The sequence below is a fragment of the Sphingomonas sp. BL2 genome, from assembly GCF_056680015.1.
Genome location: NZ_CM155261.1, coordinates 2,797,635 through 2,822,284, shown reverse-complemented (window position 1 = coordinate 2,822,284; position 24,650 = coordinate 2,797,635). Strand labels below are relative to the sequence as shown.

Annotated in this window: 26 protein-coding genes and 2 tRNA genes; 5 read left to right on the top strand and 23 right to left on the bottom strand. The window is 66.2% G+C overall.

Features of this window, described 5'->3' with window-relative positions:
• Positions 1-75: 75 nt before the first annotated feature.
• A complete protein-coding gene (gene trxB / locus AC1ME3_RS13205; protein ID WP_056058078.1) occupies positions 76-1,044 on the bottom strand; it encodes a thioredoxin-disulfide reductase in 969 nt (322 codons plus the stop codon).
• Between the two features lie 126 nt (positions 1,045-1,170).
• Here trxB and AC1ME3_RS13200 point away from each other — a divergent pair, with 126 nt between their 5' ends.
• The 3 genes from AC1ME3_RS13200 to fdhD are packed head-to-tail and all read left to right on the top strand — an operon-like array spanning position 1,171 to position 4,759.
• Positions 1,171-3,459, top strand: coding sequence for an FdhF/YdeP family oxidoreductase (locus AC1ME3_RS13200; protein WP_480953508.1), 2,289 nt, complete (start codon positions 1,171-1,173; stop codon positions 3,457-3,459).
• Between the two features lie 23 nt (positions 3,460-3,482).
• Positions 3,483-3,971 carry a molybdenum cofactor guanylyltransferase gene (mobA, locus tag AC1ME3_RS13195; protein ID WP_480953507.1) on the top strand — a complete coding sequence of 163 codons (489 nt, stop codon included), beginning with the start codon at positions 3,483-3,485 and terminating at the stop codon, positions 3,969-3,971.
• Positions 3,972-4,021: 50 nt separating this feature from the next.
• Complete coding sequence (fdhD, locus tag AC1ME3_RS13190; RefSeq protein WP_480953506.1) at positions 4,022-4,759, top strand: formate dehydrogenase accessory sulfurtransferase FdhD; 738 nt, start codon at positions 4,022-4,024, stop codon at positions 4,757-4,759.
• A 33-nt stretch (positions 4,760-4,792) separates the two neighbouring features.
• Here the strand turns inward: fdhD and AC1ME3_RS13185 are convergent, their stop codons facing one another.
• The 6 genes from AC1ME3_RS13185 to AC1ME3_RS13160 all read right to left on the bottom strand — a co-directional run bounded on the left by AC1ME3_RS13185 (position 4,793) and on the right by AC1ME3_RS13160 (position 11,564).
• Positions 4,793-5,581, bottom strand: coding sequence for a formate/nitrite transporter family protein (locus tag AC1ME3_RS13185; protein ID WP_480953505.1), 789 nt, complete (start codon positions 5,579-5,581; stop codon positions 4,793-4,795).
• Positions 5,578-7,950 carry an FdhF/YdeP family oxidoreductase gene (locus AC1ME3_RS13180; RefSeq protein ID WP_480953504.1) on the bottom strand — a complete coding sequence of 791 codons (2,373 nt, stop codon included), beginning with the start codon at positions 7,948-7,950 and terminating at the stop codon, positions 5,578-5,580. Before AC1ME3_RS13180 ends, AC1ME3_RS13185 begins: the two co-directional genes overlap by 4 nt.
• A gap of 180 nt (positions 7,951-8,130) precedes the next feature.
• Positions 8,131-8,207, bottom strand: a tRNA-Met gene (locus AC1ME3_RS13175).
• A gap of 66 nt (positions 8,208-8,273) precedes the next feature.
• Positions 8,274-8,792 (bottom strand): 2'-5' RNA ligase family protein, encoded by a 519-nt coding sequence (locus AC1ME3_RS13170; protein ID WP_480953503.1) that lies wholly within the window; start codon positions 8,790-8,792, stop codon positions 8,274-8,276.
• 145 nt (positions 8,793-8,937) lie between these two features.
• Positions 8,938-10,836 (bottom strand): potassium transporter Kup, encoded by a 1,899-nt coding sequence (locus AC1ME3_RS13165; RefSeq protein WP_480955832.1) that lies wholly within the window; start codon positions 10,834-10,836, stop codon positions 8,938-8,940.
• 287 nt (positions 10,837-11,123) lie between these two features.
• Positions 11,124-11,564, bottom strand: a complete 441-nt coding sequence (locus tag AC1ME3_RS13160; protein WP_060524452.1) for an Lrp/AsnC family transcriptional regulator — start codon at positions 11,562-11,564, stop codon at positions 11,124-11,126.
• A 127-nt stretch (positions 11,565-11,691) separates the two neighbouring features.
• Between AC1ME3_RS13160 and ald the strand changes: the two genes are divergently transcribed.
• Together ald and AC1ME3_RS13150 are read left to right on the top strand one after the other, a co-directional pair.
• Complete coding sequence (gene ald / locus AC1ME3_RS13155) at positions 11,692-12,798, top strand: alanine dehydrogenase (RefSeq protein WP_480953502.1); 1,107 nt, start codon at positions 11,692-11,694, stop codon at positions 12,796-12,798.
• 51 nt (positions 12,799-12,849) lie between these two features.
• Positions 12,850-13,068 (top strand): DUF3072 domain-containing protein, encoded by a 219-nt coding sequence (locus AC1ME3_RS13150; RefSeq protein ID WP_480953501.1) that lies wholly within the window; start codon positions 12,850-12,852, stop codon positions 13,066-13,068.
• Positions 13,069-13,110: 42 nt separating this feature from the next.
• On the opposite strand, the gene AC1ME3_RS13145 is transcribed toward AC1ME3_RS13150, so the two are convergent.
• The 16 genes from AC1ME3_RS13145 to gspG all read right to left on the bottom strand — a co-directional run bounded on the left by AC1ME3_RS13145 (position 13,111) and on the right by gspG (position 24,648).
• On the bottom strand, positions 13,111-13,755 hold the full coding sequence (locus AC1ME3_RS13145; RefSeq protein ID WP_480955831.1) for a tetratricopeptide repeat protein: 645 nt from the start codon (positions 13,753-13,755) through the stop codon (positions 13,111-13,113).
• The gene (locus AC1ME3_RS13140) at positions 13,755-14,147 is read right to left on the bottom strand and encodes a cytochrome c-type biogenesis protein (protein ID WP_480955830.1); all 393 of its coding nucleotides are present in this window, start codon (positions 14,145-14,147) and stop codon (positions 13,755-13,757) included. Before AC1ME3_RS13140 ends, AC1ME3_RS13145 begins: the two co-directional genes overlap by 1 nt.
• A 125-nt stretch (positions 14,148-14,272) precedes the next feature.
• Positions 14,273-14,800, bottom strand: coding sequence for a DsbE family thiol:disulfide interchange protein (locus AC1ME3_RS13135; protein WP_480953500.1), 528 nt, complete (start codon positions 14,798-14,800; stop codon positions 14,273-14,275).
• On the bottom strand, positions 14,797-16,710 hold the full coding sequence (locus tag AC1ME3_RS13130; protein WP_480953499.1) for a heme lyase CcmF/NrfE family subunit: 1,914 nt from the start codon (positions 16,708-16,710) through the stop codon (positions 14,797-14,799). Before AC1ME3_RS13130 ends, AC1ME3_RS13135 begins: the two co-directional genes overlap by 4 nt.
• Positions 16,707-17,153 carry a cytochrome c maturation protein CcmE gene (ccmE, locus tag AC1ME3_RS13125; protein WP_480953498.1) on the bottom strand — a complete coding sequence of 149 codons (447 nt, stop codon included), beginning with the start codon at positions 17,151-17,153 and terminating at the stop codon, positions 16,707-16,709. The genes AC1ME3_RS13130 and ccmE overlap by 4 nt, the downstream gene beginning before the upstream one ends.
• A 97-nt stretch (positions 17,154-17,250) precedes the next feature.
• Complete coding sequence (gene ccmC / locus AC1ME3_RS13120; RefSeq protein ID WP_480953497.1) at positions 17,251-17,976, bottom strand: heme ABC transporter permease CcmC; 726 nt, start codon at positions 17,974-17,976, stop codon at positions 17,251-17,253.
• Between the two features lie 176 nt (positions 17,977-18,152).
• Positions 18,153-19,202 (bottom strand): Leu/Phe/Val dehydrogenase, encoded by a 1,050-nt coding sequence (locus AC1ME3_RS13115; RefSeq protein WP_480953496.1) that lies wholly within the window; start codon positions 19,200-19,202, stop codon positions 18,153-18,155.
• A 111-nt stretch (positions 19,203-19,313) separates the two neighbouring features.
• A tRNA-His gene (locus AC1ME3_RS13110) sits at positions 19,314-19,390 on the bottom strand.
• A 66-nt stretch (positions 19,391-19,456) separates the two neighbouring features.
• Entirely contained in the window at positions 19,457-20,182 is a 726-nt protein-coding gene (gspN, locus tag AC1ME3_RS13105; RefSeq protein ID WP_480953495.1) for a type II secretion system protein N, read from the bottom strand.
• Positions 20,179-20,655 carry a type II secretion system protein GspM gene (gspM, locus tag AC1ME3_RS13100; RefSeq protein ID WP_480953494.1) on the bottom strand — a complete coding sequence of 159 codons (477 nt, stop codon included), beginning with the start codon at positions 20,653-20,655 and terminating at the stop codon, positions 20,179-20,181. The genes gspN and gspM overlap by 4 nt, the downstream gene beginning before the upstream one ends.
• Complete coding sequence (gspL, locus tag AC1ME3_RS13095) at positions 20,652-21,737, bottom strand: type II secretion system protein GspL (protein ID WP_480953493.1); 1,086 nt, start codon at positions 21,735-21,737, stop codon at positions 20,652-20,654. The genes gspM and gspL overlap by 4 nt, the downstream gene beginning before the upstream one ends.
• A complete protein-coding gene (gspK, locus tag AC1ME3_RS13090; protein WP_480953492.1) occupies positions 21,734-22,732 on the bottom strand; it encodes a type II secretion system minor pseudopilin GspK in 999 nt (332 codons plus the stop codon). The genes gspL and gspK overlap by 4 nt, the downstream gene beginning before the upstream one ends.
• Positions 22,719-23,405 carry a type II secretion system minor pseudopilin GspJ gene (gene gspJ / locus AC1ME3_RS13085; RefSeq protein ID WP_480953491.1) on the bottom strand — a complete coding sequence of 229 codons (687 nt, stop codon included), beginning with the start codon at positions 23,403-23,405 and terminating at the stop codon, positions 22,719-22,721. Before gspJ ends, gspK begins: the two co-directional genes overlap by 14 nt.
• On the bottom strand, positions 23,402-23,773 hold the full coding sequence (gspI, locus tag AC1ME3_RS13080; protein ID WP_056048222.1) for a type II secretion system minor pseudopilin GspI: 372 nt from the start codon (positions 23,771-23,773) through the stop codon (positions 23,402-23,404). The genes gspJ and gspI overlap by 4 nt, the downstream gene beginning before the upstream one ends.
• Complete coding sequence (locus AC1ME3_RS13075; protein ID WP_480953490.1) at positions 23,763-24,233, bottom strand: GspH/FimT family pseudopilin; 471 nt, start codon at positions 24,231-24,233, stop codon at positions 23,763-23,765. Before AC1ME3_RS13075 ends, gspI begins: the two co-directional genes overlap by 11 nt.
• On the bottom strand, positions 24,208-24,648 hold the full coding sequence (gspG, locus tag AC1ME3_RS13070) for a type II secretion system major pseudopilin GspG (protein WP_235524390.1): 441 nt from the start codon (positions 24,646-24,648) through the stop codon (positions 24,208-24,210). The genes AC1ME3_RS13075 and gspG overlap by 26 nt, the downstream gene beginning before the upstream one ends.
• Between the last annotated feature and the right edge of the window lie 2 nt (positions 24,649-24,650).

The window sequence follows — 24,650 nt, the reverse complement described above, 5'->3', positions numbered from 1 at the left end:
ACCAGAGCCATAACCGCTATCGTTTGGAAACCTTGATCCTGACTTTCGTCAGGATGATGACGAAGGACGCGAGCGTTATTCCGCGGCTTCGGCCAGCTCCGCAAACTCGGCTGCCGCGAGGAACCGCTCGGCATCCAGCGCCGCCATGCATCCCGTACCCGCCGCGGTCACGGCCTGCCGATACACCTTGTCCGCGACATCGCCACACGCGAACACGCCCTCGACGCTGGTCCGCGTCGAACCGGTCTCGACCGAGATATATCCGTCCGAATCGAGATCGATATGACCGCGGAACAGTTCCGTCGCCGGATGATGCCCGATCGCCACGAACCCGCCGTCAACCGCAAGCCGCGAGCGCTCGCCGGTCACCGTATCCTCGAGCTCCAGCGCGACCAGTCCCGCATTACCGCCGCCATCGACGAACTCGCGAACCTCCTTGTTCCAGAGCACCGTCACGCCCTTGTGTGCGAACAGCCGTTCCTGGAGGATCTTCTCCGACCGCAGCGAATCGCGACGGTGGATCAGCGTCACGTCGGGCGAATGGTTGGTGAGGTACAGCGCCTCCTCGACCGCGGTATTGCCGCCGCCGATCACCGCCACCTTCTTGCCTCGGTAGAAGAACCCGTCGCAGGTGGCGCAGGCGCTGACGCCCTTGCCCTTCATCGGTTCCTCGCTGTCGATCCCGAGCCACTTCGCCTGCGCGCCGGTCGCGATCACCAGCGTATCGCCCTCGTACACGTCGCCGCTGTCGCCGATCAGGCGGAACGGGCGGCTGGTGAGGTCGACCTGCGTGACGGTGTCCCACATCATTCGCGTGCCGACATGCTCGGCCTGTGCCTGCATCTGCTCCATCAGCCACGGCCCCTGGATCACGTCCTTGAAGCCGGGATAGTTCTCGACATCGGTGGTCGTGGTCAGCTGGCCGCCGGGCTGGATGCCCTGCACGACGATCGGCGCCATCCCGGCACGCGCGCCATAGATCGCGGCGGAGAGCCCGGCGGGGCCCGAGCCGAGGATGAGCATGCGTGTGGTATGGGTAGTCATTGCAGTTCCTTGGAGATTCGAGACTGCATCTAGGGGATGCGCGGCCGGATTTGAACCGCCGGTAAATCTGTGGTGCCTGCATCGAAAGCTTTGCCACTGCGTTGGACGATAAAAGCGGAGATGAGCATGAGCGACGACCGGACCGTAGAGATCGAGGATTACACGGCACCAGCAGGCGGCTGGGGCTCGATGAAGTCGCTCGTCGAGATTTCCGCGCGCGAGAAGGTCGGGCCTGAGGTGATCCGCGAACTCGCCCGGCAGAACAAGCCGGATGGCTTTGCGTGCGTGAGTTGCGCGTGGGGCAAGCCCGCGCATCCGCACGTCGCCGAGTTCTGCGAGAATGGCGCGAAGGCGACGGCCTGGGAGCTGACCTCGTTCCGTGTGACTCCGGCGTTCTTCGAGCAGCATACGGTCAGCGAGCTGATCGGCTGGAAGGATTACGATCTCGAGCAGGCCGGGCGGCTTACGCATCCGCTGAAATATGATGCTGCGACCGACAAGTACGCGGCGTGCAGCTGGGACGAGGCGTTCGCGGGCATTGGCGCCAAGCTGAAGACCTATGATCCGACCAAGGTCATCTTCTACGCGTCGGGTCGCGCCAGCCTCGAGACGTCGTACATGTATAGTCTGCTCGCGCGGATGTATGGCAGCCAGAACCTGCCCGACAGTTCGAACATGTGCCACGAGACGACCTCGGTAGGGCTGAAGTCGGCGATCGGTTCCGCGGTCGGCACGATCCACCTGTCTGACTATGAGAAGTGCGACGCGATCTTCTACTTCGGGCAGAACCCAGGTGTGAACAGCCCGCGGTTCCTGCATCCGCTACGCGATTGTGCGAAGCGTGGCGTCGAGATCGTCGTGTTCAATCCGCTCAAGGAGCGCGGACTGGAGAAATTCCAGGACCCGCAGAACCCGATCGAGATGGTGACGGGCAAGTCGACGCCGATCGCCTCGCAATATCACCAGCTGAAGACTGGCGGCGACGTCGGCGCGATCATGGGGATGTGCAAATATCTGATCGAGGCCGACGACAACGCCAAGCGGATCAACGGCCTGCCCGTGCTCGACCACGCGTTTCTCGCCGAGCACACGACCGGATTCGAAGCCTTCGCCGACGTCGCGCGTGCGACCGAATGGGCGACGATCGAGCATGAAAGCGGCCTGCCCCGTACCGAGATCGAGGCAGCGGCGAAGGTCTATGCCAAGTCCAAGGCGGTCATCGCGGTCTACGGCATGGGGCTGACGCAGCATGTCGGCGGGATCGACAACGTCCACATGCTCGTCAATCTGATGCTGCTCCGCGGCAATATCGGCAAACCGGGCGCCGGCATGGGTCCGGTCCGCGGGCATTCCAACGTGCAGGGCCAGCGCACCGTCGGCATCACCGAAAAGCCCGAACTCGCCCCGCTCGACAAACTAGCCGAGCAATACGGGTTCGAACCGCCCCGCGAGAAAGGCTGGGATACGGTCGAGGCGTGCGAGGCAGTCCTCGACGGCAGCGCGCAGGCGTTCGTTGGCCTTGGCGGCAATTTCGTTCGCGCGATCCCGGATCATGCGCGGATGGAAGCCAAATGGCGCGGGCTCGACCTGACCGTGCATATCGCGACCAAGCTCAACCGCTCTCACCTTCTGCCCGGCGAAACGTCGTATCTGCTTCCCTGCCTTGGCCGGATCGAAACCGACATGCAGGGCACCGGGCCGCAAAGCGTGTCGATCGAGGATTCGTTCAGCCAGATCTACGGCTCGAAGGGCAAGGCGACGCCGGCTGCCGAGACGTTGCTGTCCGAGCCCGCGATCGTCGCTGGGATCGCCAAGGCCACGCTGGCGCCTAATCCGAAGCTCGATTGGGACGCGTGGGTGCGTGATTACGCGCGCGTCCGTGATGCGATCGAGGTGACGTATCCCGACCTGTTCAAGAACTTCAACGACCAGATGTTCACGCCGGGCGGCTTCTGGAAGGGCGTGCCCGCAGCGCATCGCGAGTGGAAGACGAAGAGCGGCAAGGCGGAGATCAACGTCCCGCAGGCGCTGAACGTAACCGGGTTCGAAGAGGCTGAGGGACGTTTTCGATTGATGACGCTGCGGTCGAACGACCAGTTCAACACGACCGTCTACGGCTATCACGACCGTTTCCGCGGCGTGAAGGGCACGCGCGACATCGTATTCATGAACCGCAGCGACATGCTCCGGATGGGGATCACCGACGGCGACGACGTCGATCTGGTCGGCGACGCAGGCGACAATTCGGATCGCCGACTGAACAAGCTGCGCGTGGTCGAATATGCGATTCCCGAGGGCTGCCTCGGCGCCTATTACCCCGAGTGCAATCTGCTCATACCGGTTGCTCACCATGCCCGCGAAAGCCATGTTCCGGCAGCGAAATCGGTGCCGGTGCAGATCGAGAAGACGCGCTGACCGAGCAGCGTATTCTCGGCGTCGTGCTGGCGGGCGGGCGGTCGTCGCGCTTCGGGTCCGACAAGGCGATGGCGGTGTTGGACGGGCGTGCGTTGGCTGAGCATGCGCGGGCGCTGCTGTCGCGTCATGTCGAGACCGCGGTGATTGCGGGGCGCGATGGGGCGATCCCTGACCTGCCAAGGGCAGATATCGGACCATTGGGGGGCATCGCTGGCGCGCTCGGTTATGCGGCCTTGCACGGCTTCACGTCGGTGTTGACGATCGCGTGCGACATGCCGTGGTTGCCGGACGGGTTGCTGACGGCGCTGTCCCGACGTGCTTCCGCCTATTGTCCCGACGCTCCGGTGCTCGGGCATTGGGAGACGGGATTGCTTGGCAATTTGCTGACCCATATCGCGACCGTGCCGCGACGCTCGGTGCGCGGTTGGGCGGAAGCGATCGGGGCTATCCCTATCCCGGCGGGTGCGCCTATCCCGAACGTCAACACGCCGCAGGACCTCGATACCTTATGACCACGTCGCGCAACCAAGCGATCAAGATCCTGCGACCTGATTCGATTACTATGAGCGAACGCGCCATTGCGATCGAAGTCCCTGTCGCGATCGAGATCGACGGGCTTGGTTATGCGGTGATGATGATGACGCCGGCCGACTTGGCCGAGTTCACGACCGGCTTCCTTTTGACGGAGCGGCTCGCGGACAGCGCGGACGACGTGCGCGACATCGATATCTTCGAGGCGGAGGCGGGCTGGATCGTTCGCGTCGGGCTGTCCGATCGGTGTAAGGGCCGCATCCACGACCGCGTCCGCCACCGGACCAGCGACACGAGTTGCGGGTTGTGCGGGATCTCCGGGCTCGAACAGCTCCGCAAACCGGTCCCGAGGACGCCGCCAAAGCCCGATACGCCCGTGGACGCGCTGTTTGCCGCGCTGGGTGGGCTACGCGCTCACCAGCCTCTGAACGCGGCTACGGGCGCGATCCACGCTGCTGCTGCGTGCGACCGCGAGGGTCGAGTCGTTGCGGCGTATGAGGACGTCGGCCGTCACAATGCGCTCGACAAGCTCGTTGGCGGCATCGCCGTCGCTGGGCAGCCGATCGACGGCTTCATCCTGGTCACGTCGCGGATCAGTTTCGAGATGGTCGACAAGGCGCTGATCGCCGGGGCTCCGATGCTGGTGGGAATCTCCGCGCCGACCAGCCTGGCGATCTATCATGCGCGTGAGCACGGCCTGACGCTGCTCGCGCTCGCCCGCAGCGACGCGATCCTGGTGGTCAACGATCCCTGGGAGGTGTTCGCGTAGCAGCAGGCCTGCCGCTGCTACACGAAACCGCCGTTACTTGGCGGCCTGTACCACGTCCGTCTTCGACGCGACCAGATAGCCGCCGACGACGAAGACCAAGGCACCGATCGTGTTGCCGACGGTGACGATCGCGAGATTGCGGATCATGCCGGCGAGGTCGATCGACGAGTTGGGCACCAGCAGGCCGAGCGTCAGCGCGGTCATGTTGGCGACCGAATGCTCGAACCCGGCGGCGACGAACGCGAGCAGGATCCAGGCCATCGCGATGCACTTGGCGGTGTCGCCGGTCATCCGTGCCGCGGTCCAGATCGCGAGGCAGACGAGCCAGTTGCACAGGATCGCGCGGGCCATCAGCGCGGTCGCGTCGACCGACACCTTGTGCACGACGTACGCGTGGAACATCGTATCGGCGTTGGCGAAGATCGCGCCGCCGCCGCCCGCCGCGAACACCACCGACAGCACGACACCGCCGACGAGGTTGCCGATCCACACGACGACGGCGAGCTTGAGCGCGTCTCCGATCGTGATCGTCCGGCGCGCGAGGCCGAAGCCGAGATACATCACGTAGCCGGTGAACAACTCAGCGCCGGCGAATACGGTCAGGATCAGCCCGAGCCCGAAGGTCGCGCCCATTACCAATGGTCGCACGCCGGGTTCGAGCCCCGAGCCCGTGCTGAGCGCGAGGATCATCGCGATGCCGATATACGTGCCCGCGAGGATCGCGCCCGCAAAGAACCCCGCGGGAGAGCGCCGCAACGCCTCCGCCTTGGTCGCCGCGAGGGTCGCATAGGTGTCGATCGTCGACGAATAGCCGGTGCTCATGCGTGTACTTTACTCTCGTGCCCGACGATCCCCGCGCGCACCACGCCGCGATCCGAACCCATGTCGGCAGCGGCGGGACGGACGGTCACCGGGATGGATTTATAGGAGGGGGTGAAGCTCTGCGGATCGTGATCCTCGAGCGCGATCAGCGGCTGCGTCTCGGGGTAATAGGAGGCGACGCAGCCATCGGGCAGCGCGTAGCGGACCAGCATCAGCTTCTGCACGACACGATCGGGCCGGGCGAACTGAAGCGCGGTGGCGATGTCGACGACGTCACCCTCCTTATGCCCGAGCCGCGCCATGTCGCGCTCGTTCATGAACAGGATGTCGCGGCGCCCGAATACGCCGCGATAGCGGTCGTCGAGGCTGTAGACGGTGGTGTTGTACTGATCGTGCGCGCGCAGCGTGGTGAGCCGCAGCACGGTCGGATCGCTTGCGCTCTCGTCCTCCTCGACACCCTTGGCGACGATGAAGTTCGCCTTGCCGCTGTCCGTCTTCCACTCGCGCATCGCGGCCGAGTTCGGCAGGTGGAAGCCGCCCGGCTTGCGGATGCGTGCATTGTAGTCGGCGAACGCGGGGAAGACCGCCTCGATCTTGTCGCGGATCAGGCTGTAGTCGCCGACATACGCATCCCAGTCGATCTCGATCGGCGTGCGGCCCTTGGCGGCAAAGGTCGCTTTGGCGATCTCGCCGACGATCCAGATTTCGGACTTCACGTTGTCGCCCGGCGGCATCAGGAACCCGCGCGAGGCGTGGACCATCGACATCGAATCCTCGACCGTCACCGATTGTTGCCCGGTCGCCTGCATGTCGAGTTCGGTCCGGCCGAGACACGGCAGGACGTACGTCGCCTTCGCCATCAGCAACTGCGTGCGGTTGAGCTTGGTGGTGATGTGGACCGCGAGGTCGAGGTTGCGGAAGCCCTCCGCGCACGCCTGCGGATCGGACGAGGCGATCGCGAGGTTGCCGCCGAGGCAGACGATCGCCTTGGCGTGGCCGTCGCGCATCGCGGCGATGCTCTCGACTACCGAATGGCCATGCTCGCGGGGCGGCTCGAACCCGAACACGTCGCGCATGTTGTCGAGCAGCAGGGGCATCGGGCGCTCGGTGATGCCGACGGTGCGGTCGCCCTGGACGTTGCTGTGGCCCCGCAGCGGGCAGATGCCTGCGCCTGGCCGGCCCATGTTACCGCGCAGGAGAAGCAGGTTCGCGATCTGCTGGACGTTGGTCGTGCCGGTGCGGTGCTGCGTGACGCCCATGCCGTAGCAGCAGATCGTCGACTTCGACTTCGAATAGGCGAGTGCGACCTCTTCGAGATCAGTGCGCGAGAGGCCGCTGGAGCGCTCGATATCCGCCCATTCGGTGGTGGCGAGATCGGCGATATAGTCTTCGAGGCCCGCGGTATGCTCGGCGATGAACGCGTGATCGAGCGCGGGCTCGGTGCCGGAGACCTTGGCCGCCTCGTCGAGCGCGACGAGCGCCTTGGCGATGCCCTTCAGCGCGGCTGCGTCGCCGCCGACCTTCACCTGATAATAGCTGCTGGCGATCGGGGTGGCCGACATCGTCGCCATCTCGACCACCGACTGCGGCGATTCGAAGCGTTCGAGCGAGCGTTCCTTGAGCGGGTTGAAGACGATGATCTTGCCACCGCGCTTCGACACTTCGCGAAGGGTCGCCATCATCCGTGGATGGTTGGTGCCCGGGTTGTGGCCGATCGACAGGATCAGGTCGGCGTGGTCGAAATCCTCGAGGCTGACGGTGCCCTTGCCGATGCCGATCGACTTCGGCAGCCCGACCGACGTCGCCTCGTGGCACATGTTCGAGCAGTCGGGGAAGTTGTTGGTGCCGTAGAGCCGCACGAACAGCTGGAACAGGAACGCCGCCTCGTTCGAGCAACGGCCCGAGGTGTAGAACTCGGCCTGGTTGGGATCGGGGACGGCGGCGAGGCCTGCGCCGATCTCGCGCATCGCGTCCGTCCAGCTCACGACTTCATAGTGATCGGTGGCGGCGTTGTAGCGGAGCGGCTCGGTGACGCGGCCCTGGTCCTCGATCCAGTGATCGCTCTGCTTCCAGATGTCGGACACGCTGTGCGCGGCGAAGAAGTCGGCGCCGATCGTCTTGGCGGTGGATTCCCACGCGACGGCCTTGGCGCCGTTCTCGCAAAATTCGAACGAGGAGGTATGTTTCGGGTCGGGCCATGCGCAGCTCGGGCAATCGAAGCCATCGGGCTGGTTCGACTTGAGCAACGTCTGGCCGCCGCGGACGACGATCTGCTGCGCCTTGAGCGAGACGGCGACCGCCTTCAGCGCGCCCCAGCCACCAGCCGGACCCGTGTAATCGGCGATCCCATCGGGACGTTTGTTACGCATACTCGTATCTCCCGAACGGTCGGGCCGACGCGTGCGCCCAAGATGCGGCACACTGGCTGACCATTAACCCAAGGCAATAGAAGCGCATTTTGCGATTGCGAAGACGAGTTTCCCGCAGTTGGTGATCGTTTGCGTCGGTCTGCGGGGATGTGCCGGCGGCGGCGCGCGCCAAGTCCGAAATGGTAGCGAAGGAGGGACTTGAACCCCCGACCCCAGGATTATGATTCCCGTGCTCTAACCAACTGAGCTACTTCGCCGTACCGTCCGTCAGGGAAGCGTTCTTCCCTGCGAGGCGCGGCCTATAGGAAGCGGTTTCGAGGCGGTCAAGCGAACATGTGCCGGGAAATCGCTTCCCATGGTCCGCCGCGATACCACCATGCGCCCAGACCGGCGATTTCGAGGTCCTTGGGCGCGAAATCCCGCTGCAGATTGCCGAGTAGGAGCTTCGCGACTTGCGGGCTGACCTTGTTCTGGATCGTGACGTGCGGACGCCAGCCGCCGGCGTCCTGCGGGGTGAGCATGCCGGTGAATGCGTCGGCGAGGCGCGCGCGGATGCCGACGAGCTCGGGGGACTCGATCCGGTAAGCCACACCCCGTCCCAGCGACATCAGGCCGCCCACGCGCGCCTGTGGAGCACGGATGCCGCGCGTTTCCTGGTTGAGGCGGTGCTTGAGCTCGTCGAGACCCGAGGGCGGCAGGTGGTGGAACAGCGTTAGGTGCGCGTCGAGCTGGTTGCGCTCGGGCGGGAAATGCTCGCGGCGCATGGAGTCGAAGAACGCGGTATCCTTGCGGCCGAACAAGGCGGTGACGATGATCGGGGCTACTTCGGTGGGGCCGGTCATCAGATAGACACCTCCCCGGCGAAGGCCGGGGTCCAGTTGGGAATTGTCGATGACGGACGTGGCGCTTCGTTACTGCAACCTTTCCGACTGGACCCCGGCCTCCGCCGGGGACGTGCGACTTTGGCGGAGCGTATGGGGTAGATCATCAAATCTCGACCTGGCTACCCAGCTCGACCACGCGATTCGTCGGCAGGCGGAAGAACTCCATCGCGCTCTCCGCATTGCGCAACATCCACGCGAACAGCTTTTCGCGCCAGATCATCATGCCGGGCTTGTCCGACGCGAGCAGCGTCTGGCGCGACAGGAAGAAGCTGGTGTCCATCATCTTGAAGTCCGCGCCGCAATTATGGACCTGGCGCAGTGCTGCGGGCACGTCGGCGTCCTCCATGAAGCCGTAGCGCAGCACGAGGCGGTGAAAGCCGTCGCCAAGCTCCTCGCGCACTGCACGGTCGTGCGCGGGCCAATAGGGCTGGCCGACGATCTTCACGGTGAGCAGGATGACGCGCTCGTGCAGCACCTTGTTGTGCTTGAGGTTGTGAAGCAGCGCATGCGGCACGCCGTCCGCGGTCGAGGTCATGAACACCGCCGTCCCCGGCACGCGCGACGCCGAACTCGCTGCCGAACCGATGAACACCTTTATCGGCATCGCGGCCTCGTGCATCCGGTCGATCATCAGCTGCCGCCCCTTCGACCAGGTCGTCAGGAAGGTGAAGATGATGAAGCCGACCAGCAGCGGGAACCAGCCGCCGGCGGGTACCTTGGTGAGGTTGGCCGCGAAATAGGCGCCATCGACGGTGAAGAAGATCGCCAGCAGCGGGATCGCCGCGATCTTCGGCCAGTTCCACAGGCGGAACAGCACGACGCCGAGCAGACACGTGTCGATGAACATCGCCCCGGTCACCGCGATTCCGTACGCGCTCGTCAGGTTCGACGAGGTGCGGAAGAACAGCACGAGCAGGATCACCATCACCATCAGCGCGCCGTTGACGAGCGGGATGTAGATCTGGCCGGCGGTCGAGGCGCTGGTGTGCTCGATCCGGAGGCGCGGGATGAAGCCGAGTTGGATCGCCTGCTGCGTCACCGAGAACGCGCCGGAGATCACCGCTTGCGAGGCGATCACCGCGGCCATCGTCGCTAGGATGACGAGCGGGAGCTGGAGGCTTTCCGGCGCAAGGTTGTAGAACGGGCTGACCAGCGCCTCGCGACCGTCGCGAAACAGCAGTGCACCCTGCCCCATATAATTGAGGATCAGTGCCGGGAGCACGAAGAACAGCCACGACAGGCCGATCGGCTTGCGCCCAAAATGGCCCATGTCCGCGTACAGCGCTTCCGCGCCCGTGACTGCGAGCACGACCGAACCCAGCGCCAGGAACGCCCGCTCGGGATCGATGATGAAGAACTCGACCGCATAATGCGGCGACAGCGCCCAGAGCACCTCGGGCGTCTGGACGATGCTGAGGATACCGAGCACCGCGATGACGCTGAAATACACCAGCATGATCGGCCCGAACACGAGGCCGATCCGCGCGGTGCCGCTCTTCTGCACCCAGAACAGCCCGATCAGGATGACGATCACGATCGGCAGCACCAAGCCGCCAAAGGCTGGCGCGGCGACGGCGAGGCCCTCGACCGCGGACAATACCGAGACCGCGGGCGTGATCATGCTGTCGCCGTAGAACAAAGCCGTCGCGAACACGCCGAGCAGGATGATGCCCTTGGTCCAGCGCTTGGTCTTGGTCTTGCCCGAGACGAGTGCGAGAAGCGCAAGGCTGCCGCCCTCGCCCTTGTTGTCGGCGCGCATGATGATGATGACGTACTTGACCGTCACGACAATCATCATCGACCAGAACATCAGGCTGATGACGCCCATGATGTGTGCCGCGTCGAGCGCGAGCTTGTGGTGGCCGGCGAAGGTCTCGCGGAAGGCGTAGAGCGGGCTGGTGCCGATATCGCCGAAGACGATGCCGATCGCACCGAAGGCGAGCTTCAGCATGCCGTCGGAGTTGTGATGCCCTGTCTCGAGATCGAGATTGGCGGGTGGCACGGTCGAGGCCGCGGCGGTCTGGTCGACGCTCACTGGACGGTGAATCGACCCGGAAGTGCAGCAATCTTCATCGAATTTCCGATTTCACCCTGTGCCCCAAGCGCGCGCATTTAGCATGCAGGCCGGAAGGCGGCAACGGCGAGGCGGGCAACGTGGATTAACTGGGGCTGATCGGACCGGCGCGTAAGATGAGAACGCTACTGCTTCCGTTCTCCTGCGAACGCAGGAGTCCAGGGTCACGGGCGCCTTCTTTTGTGGCCCTGGATTCCTGCGTTCGCAGGAAAACGCTAGCGCCGGATCACTTCGCGGATGACGAAATGCGACGCCAGCCGTGTTACCCCGGGCAGTTGCGACAAGGTCTCCCGGTGGATGCGCTCGAACGTTTCGCCGTGGCGGATCTCGACGTGGAGCATGTAATCCGCCTCCCCGCTCATGAGGAAGCATTGCACGACCTGCGGACACTCGACGATCTCGGCCTCGAACGCCGCCATCGTCTCCTTGCGCTGATCCCGCAGCGTGACGTTGACGAGGACAATGCTCGGATCGCCGCGCGCCGCTTGCGACAGCACGGCACGATAGCCGGTGATCGCGCCACTTTCGCGCAACTGCGCGACGCGGCGATGCGCGGCGCTCGCCGACAGGCCGACCGCGTCGCCGAGCTCCGCGCTGGTCAGGTCGGAATTGGCGGCGAGCAGGTCGAGAATCCTGCGTTCGATCGTGATGCTCAAGATTATCCCGTTTCGACGGCAACAGATGCAATCATCTTGCAGATGCGGTATCGTACCGCGACCAGTTTGCGAACCCTTCCCGTCCAAGGCGCGCTAGTATGGCGCAAACGATAATGGAGTGGAATCAATGCGCGTCGGTGTCCCCAAGGAAATCAAGAACCACGAATATCGCGTCGGCCTGACCCCGCCGTCGGTCGCCGAACTGGTCGCCGCCGGTCACGAGGTCGTCGTCGAGACGCAGGCCGGCTCCGGCATCGATTTCGAGGACCAGGACTATGTCGACGCGGGCGCGGCGATCCTGCCGACGGCCGCCGCGGTATTCGCCGGCGCCGACATGATCGTGAAGGTCAAGGAGCCGCAGCCGAGCGAGATCGCGATGCTCGAGCCGCGCCACCTGCTGTTCACCTACCTCCACCTCGCTGCGGACAAGCCGCAGGCCGAGGGGCTGATGAAGTCCGGCGCGACCTGCATCGCGTATGAGACGGTCACCGACAATCGTCGCGGGCTGCCGTTGCTGAAGCCGATGTCGGAGGTCGCGGGCCGCATGTCGGTGCAGGTCGGCGCGCATTATCTCGAGAAGGAGCAGGGCGGACGCGGCGTTCTGCTCGGCGGCGTACCCGGTGTCGCGCCGGCGAAGGTCGCGATCCTCGGTGGTGGCGTCTCGGGCGTCAACGCCGCGCAGATGGCGGTCGGCATGCGCGCCGACGTGACGATCTACGACATTTCGAACGATCGCCTCGCCGAACTCGACATGTTCTTCTCTAGCCAGATCAAGACGGCGTATGCGTCGAAGGCCGCGATCGCGGCGGCGGTGAAGAACGCGCATCTGGTGATCGGTGCGGTGCTGGTGCCGGGGGCCGCTGCGCCCAAGCTCGTCACGCGCGAGATGCTGAAGACGATGAAGCGCGGCTCGGTGCTGGTCGACATCGCGATCGACCAGGGCGGGTGCTTCGAGACGTCGCACGCCACGACGCACGAGGACCCGGTGTTCGAGGTGGATGGCGTGATCCATTACTGCGTCGCCAACATGCCCGGCGCGGTGGCGCGGACATCGGCGTTCGCGCTCAACAATGCGACTCTGCCGTTCGCGCTTAAGCTTGCCAACCTAGGTGCCGAGGCGGCGATGAAGGCCGACCCGCATCTCGCCAACGGGCTGAACGTCTACAAGGGCAAGATCGCGTACAAGGCGGTCGCCGATGATCTAGGTTTACCTTACGAAGCATGGGCTGGCTGACTCGGGAACGGATACGGAACACGGGTGTTGGACAGGGGAAAGGAATTTTCAATGTCCGACACCCCGAACCCCAAGTCCGAACCATTCTCGAACGCCGAGAAGGACCCGGACGACTGGACCACCGGCGACGAGAATATGACCGGTGCGCAGGCGAGCTACCTCAAGACGCTGTCCGAGGAAGCGCACGAGGAATTCGACGAGACGCTGACCAAGGCGGATGCGTCGAAGAAAATCGACGAATTGCAGTCGAAGACCGGTCGCGGGCAGTAAGCCCTTCATCCCGTCATCTTGGGTTGCCCCAGGGTGGCGGCATTATTTTTGACCTGCGTTCGGCGTATCCTGCATAGCCAGAAACCGATCCAGCAACGCGAGCCGAGTGGCGATCTCGCCCCGGTATGAAATATCAGCCGGCGTCAAAGCCAGCGCCTTCGCCCAATACGGCCGAGCGGTCGCGAACTCGCCCGCCCGCACATACGCCAGCCCCAGAAAAAACGGCGGAGCAGGATGCTTCGGCGCTAGCCGCATCGCCTGCTGGAAGGCGAACAGTGCGGGCGGCGAAACCTGATTGGCATCGTGCGCCGCCAGCGCGTTGGCGAGCCCGGTCCACATGACTACGCTCTTAGGGGCGATCCTGAGCCCTCCGAGCAACACCTGCACCGCAGCGCGCCGGTCGCCGATCCGCGTCATCGCGTCCGCCGCAACCAGGTACGCTGCCGCCCCCGTATACCGCTCCAGCATCTGGTCGCGCAGTTCGAGCATCGCGCTGTCGTCCGGCGTTGCTGCAAGCCCGGGCGACACTTCATGGCCGGCAAGCTCAGGCTGCCCCTGCCACGCATACCCCGCCGCACCGAGCATCAACGCCGCCGCGACCATCGTCCAAAGAACGCGGTTCACCTTCAATATCGCGAGTAGTGCAAACGACACCGCCCCGATTGCGGCGAGCCAGACGTACCCCATCAGCGTGTCCTCCGCCGGAAGCTCGACCGCGCGATCCAGCCGCCGATGCCGAGCAGCAGGATCGGCGCTAGCCACAACGGCCATGTCAGGCCGGATAGTGGCGGGTCATAGGTCACGTAATCGCCGTAGCGCGCAATCAGCCAATCGCGGATCGAGGCAGGCTTTTCGCCCCGCTCGATCCGCTCGCGGACGAGCGCGCGCATGTCGGCCGCCATGTCCGCGTCGCTGTCGGCGATCGACTGGCCCTGGCAGACGAGGCAGCGCAGCGTTTCCATCAGCGCTCGGGCGGAGGCTTCCTTGGCCGGGTCGGCGAGTTGCACGTTGGCGTAATGGGCTGGTGGAGTGACCGGCTGGGCAAAGGCCGGCGAGATACAGAGCAACAGCGCCGCAATGACCTCCCCTCCCGCTCGCGGGAGGGGTCGGGGGAGGGCATGACGCGCGCGAGCGGTTGGTGAAACACGAGAGGCCCCTCCCCTAGCCCCTCCCGCAAGCGGAAGGGGAATGAAGTGCGAGCCCCTCACCGTGCGTCCTTCACGGCTTGCACGATCTCGGCCACATTCTCCGGACGGATATCGCCGATAATCTGCTTCACCACGATCCCGCGGCCGTCGATCACGAACGTCTCCGGCACGCCCGACGAGCCCAGCGCCAGTTGCGCCTGGCTGGCCCGATCGCTGCCGATCCGCTCGTACGGATCGCCGTTGCGGCGCAGAAACCCAGCAATCGCCGGCGCCGTGTCGCGGATCGCGATCGCGTCGATCGGCACGCCCATCGCCTTCAGGCGCATCAGTTGCGGCGCTTCGGCGATGCACGGGATGCACCAGCTCGCGAACACGTTGAGCAACCGCGGCTTGCCCTGTCGGAACGACGCGCTGGTCAGGCCCGGTTTGCCGGGGACCATCGCCGGCAGCGCGAAATCGGGAAGCGGTTTGCCGACCATCGCCGACCGCACCACCTTTTCCGCGGGCCGAAACAGCCCGCTCGCCACCACCGCGAACAGCAGCGCGAAGATCGCCAGCGGCGCCCAGAGTGCGAACCGCTTCATGTCCATTTAGCCCGTGTTGCCGCCCGTCGCTCGCGGAGCACCCGACCGAGCAGCGACAGCATGCCGCCCAGCGCGATCAGCACGCCGCCGAACCAGATCAGCGTCACGAACGGCTTCCACCAGAGGCGGAGCTGCCACCGCCCCTGCCCGTCCGGCTGGCCGAGCACGGTATAGAGCTGGCCGTCGAGCACTGTGAGGATGGCGGACTCGTTCGTGCTCGTCGGCGGGTTGGCGAAGAAGCGGAGTTGCGGGCGGAGGATGCTCTCGCTGCCCCCGCGCGTTGCGGTCAGGCGGGCTTCCAAGGCCGACCAGTTCTCGCCGATTACCGGCGAGATCCCGTCGAGCGTCACGGTGTATGGCCCTACCCGCGCCGGCTCGCCTGCGCGCACCGCGACCAGCGTTTCCTTGGTAAAGGCGCTGTCTGATGCCATCCCGGCGAGGCTTACTGCGATGCCGAGATGCGCGATGACCATGCCGTAGGTGAACAACGGCGTACGCTTGAGGTTGCGCTTCCACAGAGGCGCAACGCTGGCGACGGCGAGCCCGGCGGCAAGCGAAAGCCCGGCCCAAGGGAGCACGCCCGGCCAGACGAACAGAAGTGCGATCGCCGCCGCCAGCGTCGCGCCGATCGGCAGCATCACGCGGCGCAGTACCGCCTTCGCATCGTCGCGGCGCCAGCGCAGCAGCGGCCCGACTGCCATTACCGCGACGAGAAGCAACGCGATTGGCCCCGCCGCCTTGTTAAAGAACGGCGGCCCGACCGACAACTGCACGCCAAAGCTCGCCGCGACGATCGGGTACAGCGTGCCGATCAGGACGATCCCGAGGATCACCGACAACAACAGGTTGTTCGCGACCAGCCCGCCCTCGCGGCTGACCGGATCGAACGTCGTGCCAGCGCGAACGGTGCCGATCCGCGCGGCGAACAACGCGAGCGCCCCGCCGATGTAGATCGCCAGCAACGCCAGGATGAACGCGCCGCGCTCCGGATCAACTGCGAACGCGTGCACGCTCGTCAGGATGCCCGAGCGCACCAGGAACGTGCCGATCATCGACATCGAGAACGCGACGACCGCCAACATGATCGTCCAGGCGCGCAGGCCGTCGCGGGTTGCGAGCACGGTTACCGAATGGAGCAGCGCGGTGGCGGCGAGCCACGGCATCAGCGAGGCGTTCTCGACCGGGTCCCAGAACCACCAGCCGCCCCAGCCGAGCTCGTAATACGCCCAATACGACCCCGCCGTGATGCCGAGGGTGAGGAATATCCAGGCGATCAGCACCCAGGGTCGCATGGCCTTGGCAAACGCCGGGCCGACGTCGCGCGTGACGAGGGCACCGACCGCGAACGAGAACGCGACCGAGAGGCCGACATAACCGGTGTAGAGCGTCGGCGGGTGGAACGCCAAGCCGGGGTCCTGCAACAGCGGGTTGAGCCCGAGGCCGTCGGCGGCAGCGGGGTTCAGTCGCGCGAATGGGTTCGAGGAGAAGAGCAGGAACGCATAGAAACCAAGCGCGATCGTCGCCTGTGCGCCGAGCGTCGCGGTGAGCGTACGTTCGGGTAGCGAGCGTTCGAAGATCGCCACCGCCCCGCCGGCCAGCCCGAGGATCGTTACCCAGAGCAGCATCGAGCCTTCATGGTTTCCCCATGCGCCAGCGAACTTGTAAAGCCACGGCTTGGCGGAATGACTGTTCTCGACGACCAGTTTGACGGACATGTCGGAGTCGAGGAATAGCTCGATCAGCAGCGCCATCGCCAGCAGTGCGAGTAACCCCTGGACGATCGCCACCGGCCGGACCGCCGCTGCGACGTCTTCACGACCGCGTGCAATGCCGATCGCTGCCATCATTAGCTGCAACGCCGCGAGCGCGCCCGCGAACCAGAGCGCGGCGAGGCCTGCTTCGGCGATCACTGCTTCGCGTCCGGTTCGAGCGTCTTGGTCTCGTGCATCTTGCCGGCCATTTGCGGCGGCATGTACTTTTCGTCGTGCTTGGCGAGCAGGTTCGACGCGACGAAGCTGCCGTTGGGCTGGAACTGGCCTTCGGCGACAACGCCCGATTTTTCGCGGAACAGGTTAGGGACGATGCCGGCGAAGACGACGGGCGTGGTTGCCTGGCCGTCGGTGACGGTGAAATGCACGGTGATGCCGTCGGCGGCGCGCTTCACCGAACCACCCTCGACCATCCCGCCGAGCCGGACCGCGCGCCCGAGCGGGAGGCCGTCGCGGCGCACGTCGGAGGGCGCGTAGAAGAACGCGGCTTGGTCCTTGAGTGCCGAGAGCGCGAGCAACCCTGCGACGACGACCGCGCCGAGTGCCAGGAGCGCTAGCGTCAGGCGTTGATGCTTGGCCTTCATTTCTCGGCCCTGCGCATAGCAAGATAGCTCAGCAACGCGATGATCGCGCCGCCACCCAGCGTCACGACATACGCGGCAGTCACGAACGGCCAGGGGTTCATGCTCTCGCCATTCTGCGCATCCGAGCTTCGGATTTCGCAACGGCCAGCATCGTCCGCATTCGCATCAACACGATCCCGGCGAACACGAACGTGAACCCGGCCAGCATGATCGGCAGCGGCCACAGGATCGAGCCATCGATCGTGGACTTGGTCAGCCCGATACTCGGCCCCTGGTGCAGCGTGTTCCACCACACCACCGAATAGCGGATGATGGGCAGCAGCACCGACCCGGCGATCCCGTAGAGCGCCGGCACGCGCCCGTCGCCGCCGCGATCCGCGTCGGCCTTCGCGAGCGCCATGTAGCCGAGATAGACGAAGAACAGCAGCAGCATCGAGGTCAGCCGGCCATCCCATTGCCACCACGTTCCCCAGGTGGGCCGTCCCCAGATCGAGCCGGTCATCAGGCACAGCGCTGCGAACACCGCGCCGGGCAGCGCGATCGCGCGCGCAGCGACGCTGGCGAGCGGATGGCGCCAGACAAGGAACATGATGCTGGAGATCGCGATCCCGCTCCATCCGCCCATGCCGAGCCAGGCGGCGGGGACGTGGATGTAGAGGATGCGGACCGTCTCGCCCTGGAGGTAATCGGGCGGGGTCTGGGTTAGGCCCGCCCAGCAGCCCAGCACGATCAGCGCTACGCCGGCCCAGAAGAGCAACGGCGTCAACGGCTTGGCGATCTTCAGGAAGCGCGCGGGGTTTGCGAAGGCGTGTAGGGTGGCCACTGAGGATAGCCATTATGGCAAGTCACCACGGACTTAAAGCCCTCTCCCGTCGGGGAGAGGGAGGAGCCCGCCGCGCTTGCGGTGGGAGGGTGAGGGGCGTGAGGCTCGGGTCGTTTACCCCAACTCCCCTCATCCGACACTGCGTGCCACCTTCTCCCCGGAGGGGAGAAGGACCGTTACCGGCCGATCAGGCGCTTGGCGATCGAGTCCGACACGTCCGACGCCGGCTGACCGGTACGGTCGCTCTCATTCCAGACTTCGATCAGGCGCTCGGGGATACGCGCGATCCGCGCCTTCACCTCGGCCTCGTCGCCATGACCCAGATACTCCAGCCCGACGTTGATGATCCCGCCTGCGTTGATCACGTAGTCCGGCGCATACAGGATACCGCGAGCATGCAAACGCGCACCGTCCTCGCGGACGCTCAGCTGGTTGTTCGCGCCACCAGCCACGACCTTCGCCTTCAGCGCGGCGATCGACATCTCGGTCAGGATCGCACCCAGCGCGTTCGGGCTGAAGATGTCCGCCTCGGTCGTCAGGATCGCCTCGGCCGCTACCGCGGTCGCGCCCAGTTCGCCCGCGAGCTTCTGCGCCCGCCCCTCGTCGACGTCCGCCAGCGTCAGGACCGCCCCGTCCTTGGCCAGCAACCGCGCGAGCCCGCCGCCGACCGAACCGACGCCCTGGATCGCGACGCGCACGCCCTTCATGTCGGTCGTGCCGAGGCCACGCTGGGCCGCCGCCTTGACGCCGAGATAGATGCCGAGCGCAGTGTACGGCCCCGGATCGCCACCCGCAGCGCCGCTAGCGACCGGCAGGCCGGAGACGTAGCGGGTTTGCGTAGCGATCACCTTCATGCGCTCTTCGGACATGCCGACGTCTTCCGCCGTCACGTAGCGCCCACCGAGCGAGTCCACCGCGCGGCCGAACGCCTCGAGCTGTGCCGTCGTGATGACGTCGCCGGGCTTGGCCGCGAGGACCACGCCCTTGCCGCCGCCCAATTCCAGACCCGCCATCGCGTTCTTGAAGCTCATGCCGCGCGACAGGCGCAGCGCGTCGGTCACCGCGCGGCCATTGTCGGCATAATGCCAGAACCGCGTGCCACCAGCCGCCGGGCCGAGCTTGGTCGAGTGAAGCGCAATTACCGCGCGGAGGCCCGATTCGGGATCGGTGAAGGCATGAACGCCCTCGTGGTCGTCGAAATCGGGAAGGTCCCAAACCGCTGTCATCGCCGGCTCCTGAGGAGAATAATATTACCGGGACGCGAAATATTATTTTCCAGCCGGTTTTACCAGCCCAAAGCGCTCACGTTCGGGAGGCTCGGAAAAATAATGGGAAAATGGGGCGACCGACGGGACTTGAACCCGCAACATCCGGCATCACAAGCCGACGCTCTAACCAATTGAACTACGACCGCCGCGTAGGCATCGCCCCCTAGCGGGGGTCGCCGGGCGGCGTCAACCGTCGACTTGCCAAAAAGACGTCAAAAACGTCCTTCGATGGCGAGCTTGTACCCGTTCGGGCCGCTCACGAAGCCCGCCTGCTCGAGCTTCTGCACTGCCAGCGGATCGGACGGACGCAGCGACAGCTCGGCGCGATAGGTCCCTGCCCCCTCGATCCGGAGCGCGATGCTCTCGGTCCCGGACTGGCTCGCCAGCGGCAACAGCAGCGCCGTGCCGTCGCAGCGCGCAGTGCCGCTCACCGACTGCGGCAAGGTGATCCCGCCGACGTCACCCGCCAGCGTCGCGCGGACGCGGCCCTCGGCGGCCTCGCACTGGCCGTCGCGGAAGCGGACCGAGACGTCGTCGAGGTCGAGCGCGGAAACGGGCACCGGCGCGAACAGCCGGCCGGTCGCGACCGTGGCGGTCATGTGATCGACGCCGAAGCCGTGGCGACTGACGCTCGCCGACCCGCGCAACGGCTTGGCCGACACCGACTCGGAACCGGCAAAGACGATCGTCGCGCGGCCGACCAGCAGCGGCAGGGGCGACAGCCGCGCGTGCAGGTCGCCGAGTGCTAGATCGCCGAATCGCGCCTCGGTCAGCGTCGCGCCCCAAATCGTCCCCGACACGCGCCGTGCGACCAGCCCCTCGTCGCCGACGCCGACCCAACCGAGCACCGCGCGCATAGGCAGGAAGACGATCAGCGCGATCAGCAGCATCCCGCCGAACAGCGCGGCGGGGCCGGTACGCAAACGGATCCGCGTCATGCCGCGCGTGCCTTCAACGTGAGCGCGACGCCGACGGTCTTGTCGCCCTTATCGGTCATTGCCACCGAATCGACGAGGATGCCGAGCCGTTCGAGGCGGGCGAGCCACGCGACCAGCGCCGCGGGACGCGCCGACTGGATGCCGACCCGTACCCGGCTCGCGCCGTCCTGGTCGAGCGAGGCGAGCGCGAAGCCGGCCTGGTCCGCCTCTGCGCGCACCGCGTCGGCGAGCGTACCGGTCAGCGGGGTGGCGCGGGTCCGCTGGATATCGCGCAACGTCGCGACTTGCGCGCGGGTTTCGCCGAGCCGGGTGACGGCATCGGCATGACGCTCGCGCGCACTCGATAGGCCGTCGCCGACCGGGCGGATGATCAGCGCCCAGAGCAACGTCAGCACCGCGAGCGCCCCCATCACGAGCAGCAATCGCCGCTCCCGTAGCGAGCGCCCTTCGAACCAGGTCTTCAGTCCGGTCATCTTCCGCTCTCCGGACTGATCGTAAGTTCGCCCGTCACGCGACCGGCGGCCGCCTGGAACACGCCGGCGCGAACCGAGAAGCCGGCGGATTCGAGCGCACGTTTCAGGTCGGTCGCCAGTGCTTCTCGCTCGACGGCCACCGACAGGCGCAGGTCGCCGTTCGCCTGGAAATCGAGCGCGGTGACTTCGGTGCCTGGCGTCGCACGCACTGCCGCGAATACTGACGCGGTCGTGCTGGTGAAGCCGAGCCCCGGTCCGCGCACGCGCGACAGGCGCTCATCGAGTTGGCGGCTCGCGTCGACCACCGTCTCGCCGCGCGGCAGGCCGGTGACCGCCACCGTATCGGCTTCCGCCTCCAATGCGTCCGCGCCGAAGCTGTACTTGGCGATGCGGACGAGCGAGATCGCGAGGGTCACGGCGAGGATCGTCAGCGATAGCAGCGCGAGCCGGCGGATCAGCCCCCAGTCGATCGCGAACCGTCGCCGCCGCGCGAACGGCCCCTGCCGCAGATCCAGTGGCGGCGACGCGACGGCGGCGACGATCGCTGCCTCCAGCGTGTCGCGGTCGATCGTCGCGGGCGCAGTGCCGCCGGTCACCAGCTCCGTCAGCCGCGCTTCGTCGGCGAACCCGCTGGACGTGCCGCGCACGACACCGCTGCCCGCAAGCTCCGCCTGCGCGTACCCCTCTTCGGGTCGCGGAAGGAGCATGGGTGCGGGAATGAGCGCGACCGGATCGACGCCCGCCTCCGCCAGCATCAGCAGCCAGTCGCGCATCGTCGCGGCACCGACGACGCCGATCGGTCGGTCGGTCGCACCTTCGTCCCCGACTGCGACGTGGAGTTCGGCGAGTGGCGATGCACTTGCCTCGCTTGCGAGGATTCGCGCGGCCGCCGTCGCCTGCGCCGCAGACCGCGACGGCAGTTCCGCCCAGTGCAGCGTCACCGCATCGGCAGGCGCCACCGCGATCGTCTCGTCGTCGATCGCATCGGGGATACCCTCCCCCTCCCCAACCACGCGCGCGTCCGCGACGCGCATCCAGCGATATCCGGTCTCGCCGGCGGGAAGGAACAGCAAAGTCGTCATGATGGCTCGCCCCATTGCCGCGATACGAGCTGCGCGGGAAGTCGGTTCGCGTCGATCAGCGCACGTTCCTGCATTTGTGTCGTGCCGAGCGTCACGTCGATATCGAGCGTGAACCATTTCGACAGCACCTGCGCGTCCGCGCCGGGCGCGATATTGGCGGCGCCGAGCAACGACGCGCCCTTCTGCATTTCGTCGAAGGTCGCATAGCCTTGCACCGGTCGCCGCAGCAGCAATTGCTGGGCGGCACCGACCGACAGCGTATCGGGATACATCATCGCCAACAGCACGCTCTGTTCGGGCAGCAGCGTGTTGACGTTGATCGGCGACGGCTTGGCGAAGGGCAGCGTGCAGATCCACGGCCGGATTTTCGTGTAGATCTCAGGCGTCATCCCGGCGATCGCGCGCAGTTCGCTGGGGTCGCTCATCAGCGTGCCGGCGGTGCGGTACGACGGCACGCGGCCGAGATATGCGCCGTCCTCGGCCCCCATCGGTGACTGGTCCTGATCGCTGTCGATCCAGTCCGTCGTGCCCGCCGCTACCTGTTCCGCGACCTGCACCGGCACGTCGAGCAGCCGCATCAGGCGGACGAACTGCGGCCGGACGTCGCCGCGCGCGACGTACACGCCGGGGGTGGTCATGCCGACGAGAGAGTTCAGGTTGAAGCAGTTCGCACCGTCGCGGACGCGCGCGGTCGCGAAGCCTCCGGGTACCGGCAGGCCGAACGGGGTGTTGCTCCAGCCGCCGGCCAGCGTGACCCGGCTTGGCTTTGGCGCGAGCAGGTTGGAGACGCGGGTCAGCGCCATCGTCTCCGCCGCGAGCGCATAGGCGCGCGCCTGCTCGCCGGTCGCGGCGTTGCTCGCGAGGCGGGTGGACAGCCGGAGTTTTTCCAGCGCCGCCCCGGCCATCACCGCGATGATCGCGACGAGCATCAGGACGGTGAGCAACGCTGCACCCCGCTCTTGCCCGCGTCGAATGCCGAGATCAGGTTCGCGCACCGGGCGTCTCCTGTCCCGGAGGGGTGCCCGTAGGTGGCGTGACGGCGGAACCCGTTCCATCGGATGGCGCCGGAATGTAACTGGTGCCGACGAGGAACATCTGGCGGAACTGCGTACCGTCGTCGCGCTGGACGGTGAGTTCCATCGCGTCTGGCAAAGGCCTGCCGCTCGCGCCATCCCAGCGATCGCTCCAGGCGCCCGCGATGCGATAGCGCAGTCCGACCTGACGGACTTTGGTGAGCAGCGCGGCAGGCGGCAGCGGCTGCGCGCCGTCGACCATCGGATACGCGATCCGCTGGAGCGTCCCCACATCGACGCGGTAGGCGACTTTCTGCATGCTGGACCGGGCCGTACCGTCGATGTTGCTCCAGCCGGCGCGGACGAGGCGGAGCATCGGCGTGACGCCCGACCCGCTTTCGCCGATGAACGCGGGGACGCTGGTGCCGGCCTCGTCGCGGGTAGCGCGGTTCGATGCCTGGGCGAGATCGGCGGACAGGATCGACATCGTCCGGGTGAGCGCGCTGATGTCGTCGAGCTTGGCGCCGGTCGAACTCTGCGCCTTCACGCTGAACGACAGGATCGCAACGCCCGCTGCGGCAATCATGCCGAAGATCATGAGCGACACCATGACTTCGATAAGCGTGAAGCCGGCCTCGGTTTTCGGAGGCGTCACATCACCATCCGCGGCGCGGGTCGCACCATCGTCAGGCGGCCGAGTTGCGTGCCGGTCCGGTCGGCGACCGCAACGTCGATCCGCAGCACGCTCGATCCGCCGAGCGCGCTGACCTGCCGAGTCCACGTCCAGGGCTGGCCGCCGTTCGTCTCGACGCCGGTGACGCGGCCTGCGGTCGGGGGCTGCGCGCTGGTGACCGCGTCGATCGCGACGTTGCGCGCGACCATCTGTGCGACGAGCGTTTCGTCGAGGATCGAAGCGCCGCGGATCGTCGCGCTTTCCAGACGCACGAGCGCCATCGCCGCGAGGCTGAAGACTGCCAGCGCGACCATGATTTCTATAAGGGTAAAGCCGCGCTCAGCCCGCATCGGCTCTTACGCTGCCGTCGGCGTCGATGTGAACGGTCGCCGCGACGCCACCGCGATCGAGGCGGATCTCCGCGGGGCGGTCGACGAGGCCGGTCGGGTCGAACGTCACCCGCATCCGGCCGGTGGTGTCCCCGATGCTGGCCCTGGTGCCGTCGTTCCAGCGCTCGACGCGCATCGGTTTCTCCGCGATCGGCGTCCAGCCTCCAGCCAGCCGCCGGTCAAAGCCGTAGCCGCCGCCGCTGATCCAGACGCTCACCGGACGCGCCTCGACGATCGCCGAATCGTGCGCGGCGCGAGTGCGCAGGGCGAAGCGCGTTGCCTCGTCGAGCACGCGGCCGCGCGGGTCCGGCATGACGAGCACGGCGACCGCGGATGCGAGACCGATGATCGTGACGACGACCATCAGCTCGACCAGCGTGAAACCGCCTTCGCGCTTACTGCCAGCTGCCGATATCGGCATCGATCCCCTCGCCGCCTTCCTTGCCGTCCGCGCCGAAGGTCCAGACGTCGGCCTCGCCGTGTGCGCCGGGCGAGGCATAGAGATACGGGCGACCCCAGGGATCGTTCGGCAGCTTCTTGAGATACCCGCCACGCTGGTACCGTGATGGATCGGCGAGCCCCGCGGGTGCCGAGACGAGCGCGTTCAGCCCCTGCGTGGTGTTGGGGAAGGTCATGTTCTGGAGCTTGTAGAGCTCCAGCCCGCCCTCGATCTGCGCGATGTCGGCCTTCGCCTTCTGGATCCGTGCGGTGTCGCCAGAGGGCAGCACGTTGAGCGCTACGATGGTGGCGAGCAAGCCGATGATGACGATCACGACCATCAGCTCGACGAGGGTAAAGCCGGCCTCGCGGCGACGTTTCTTCAGTTCGGGACGCATAC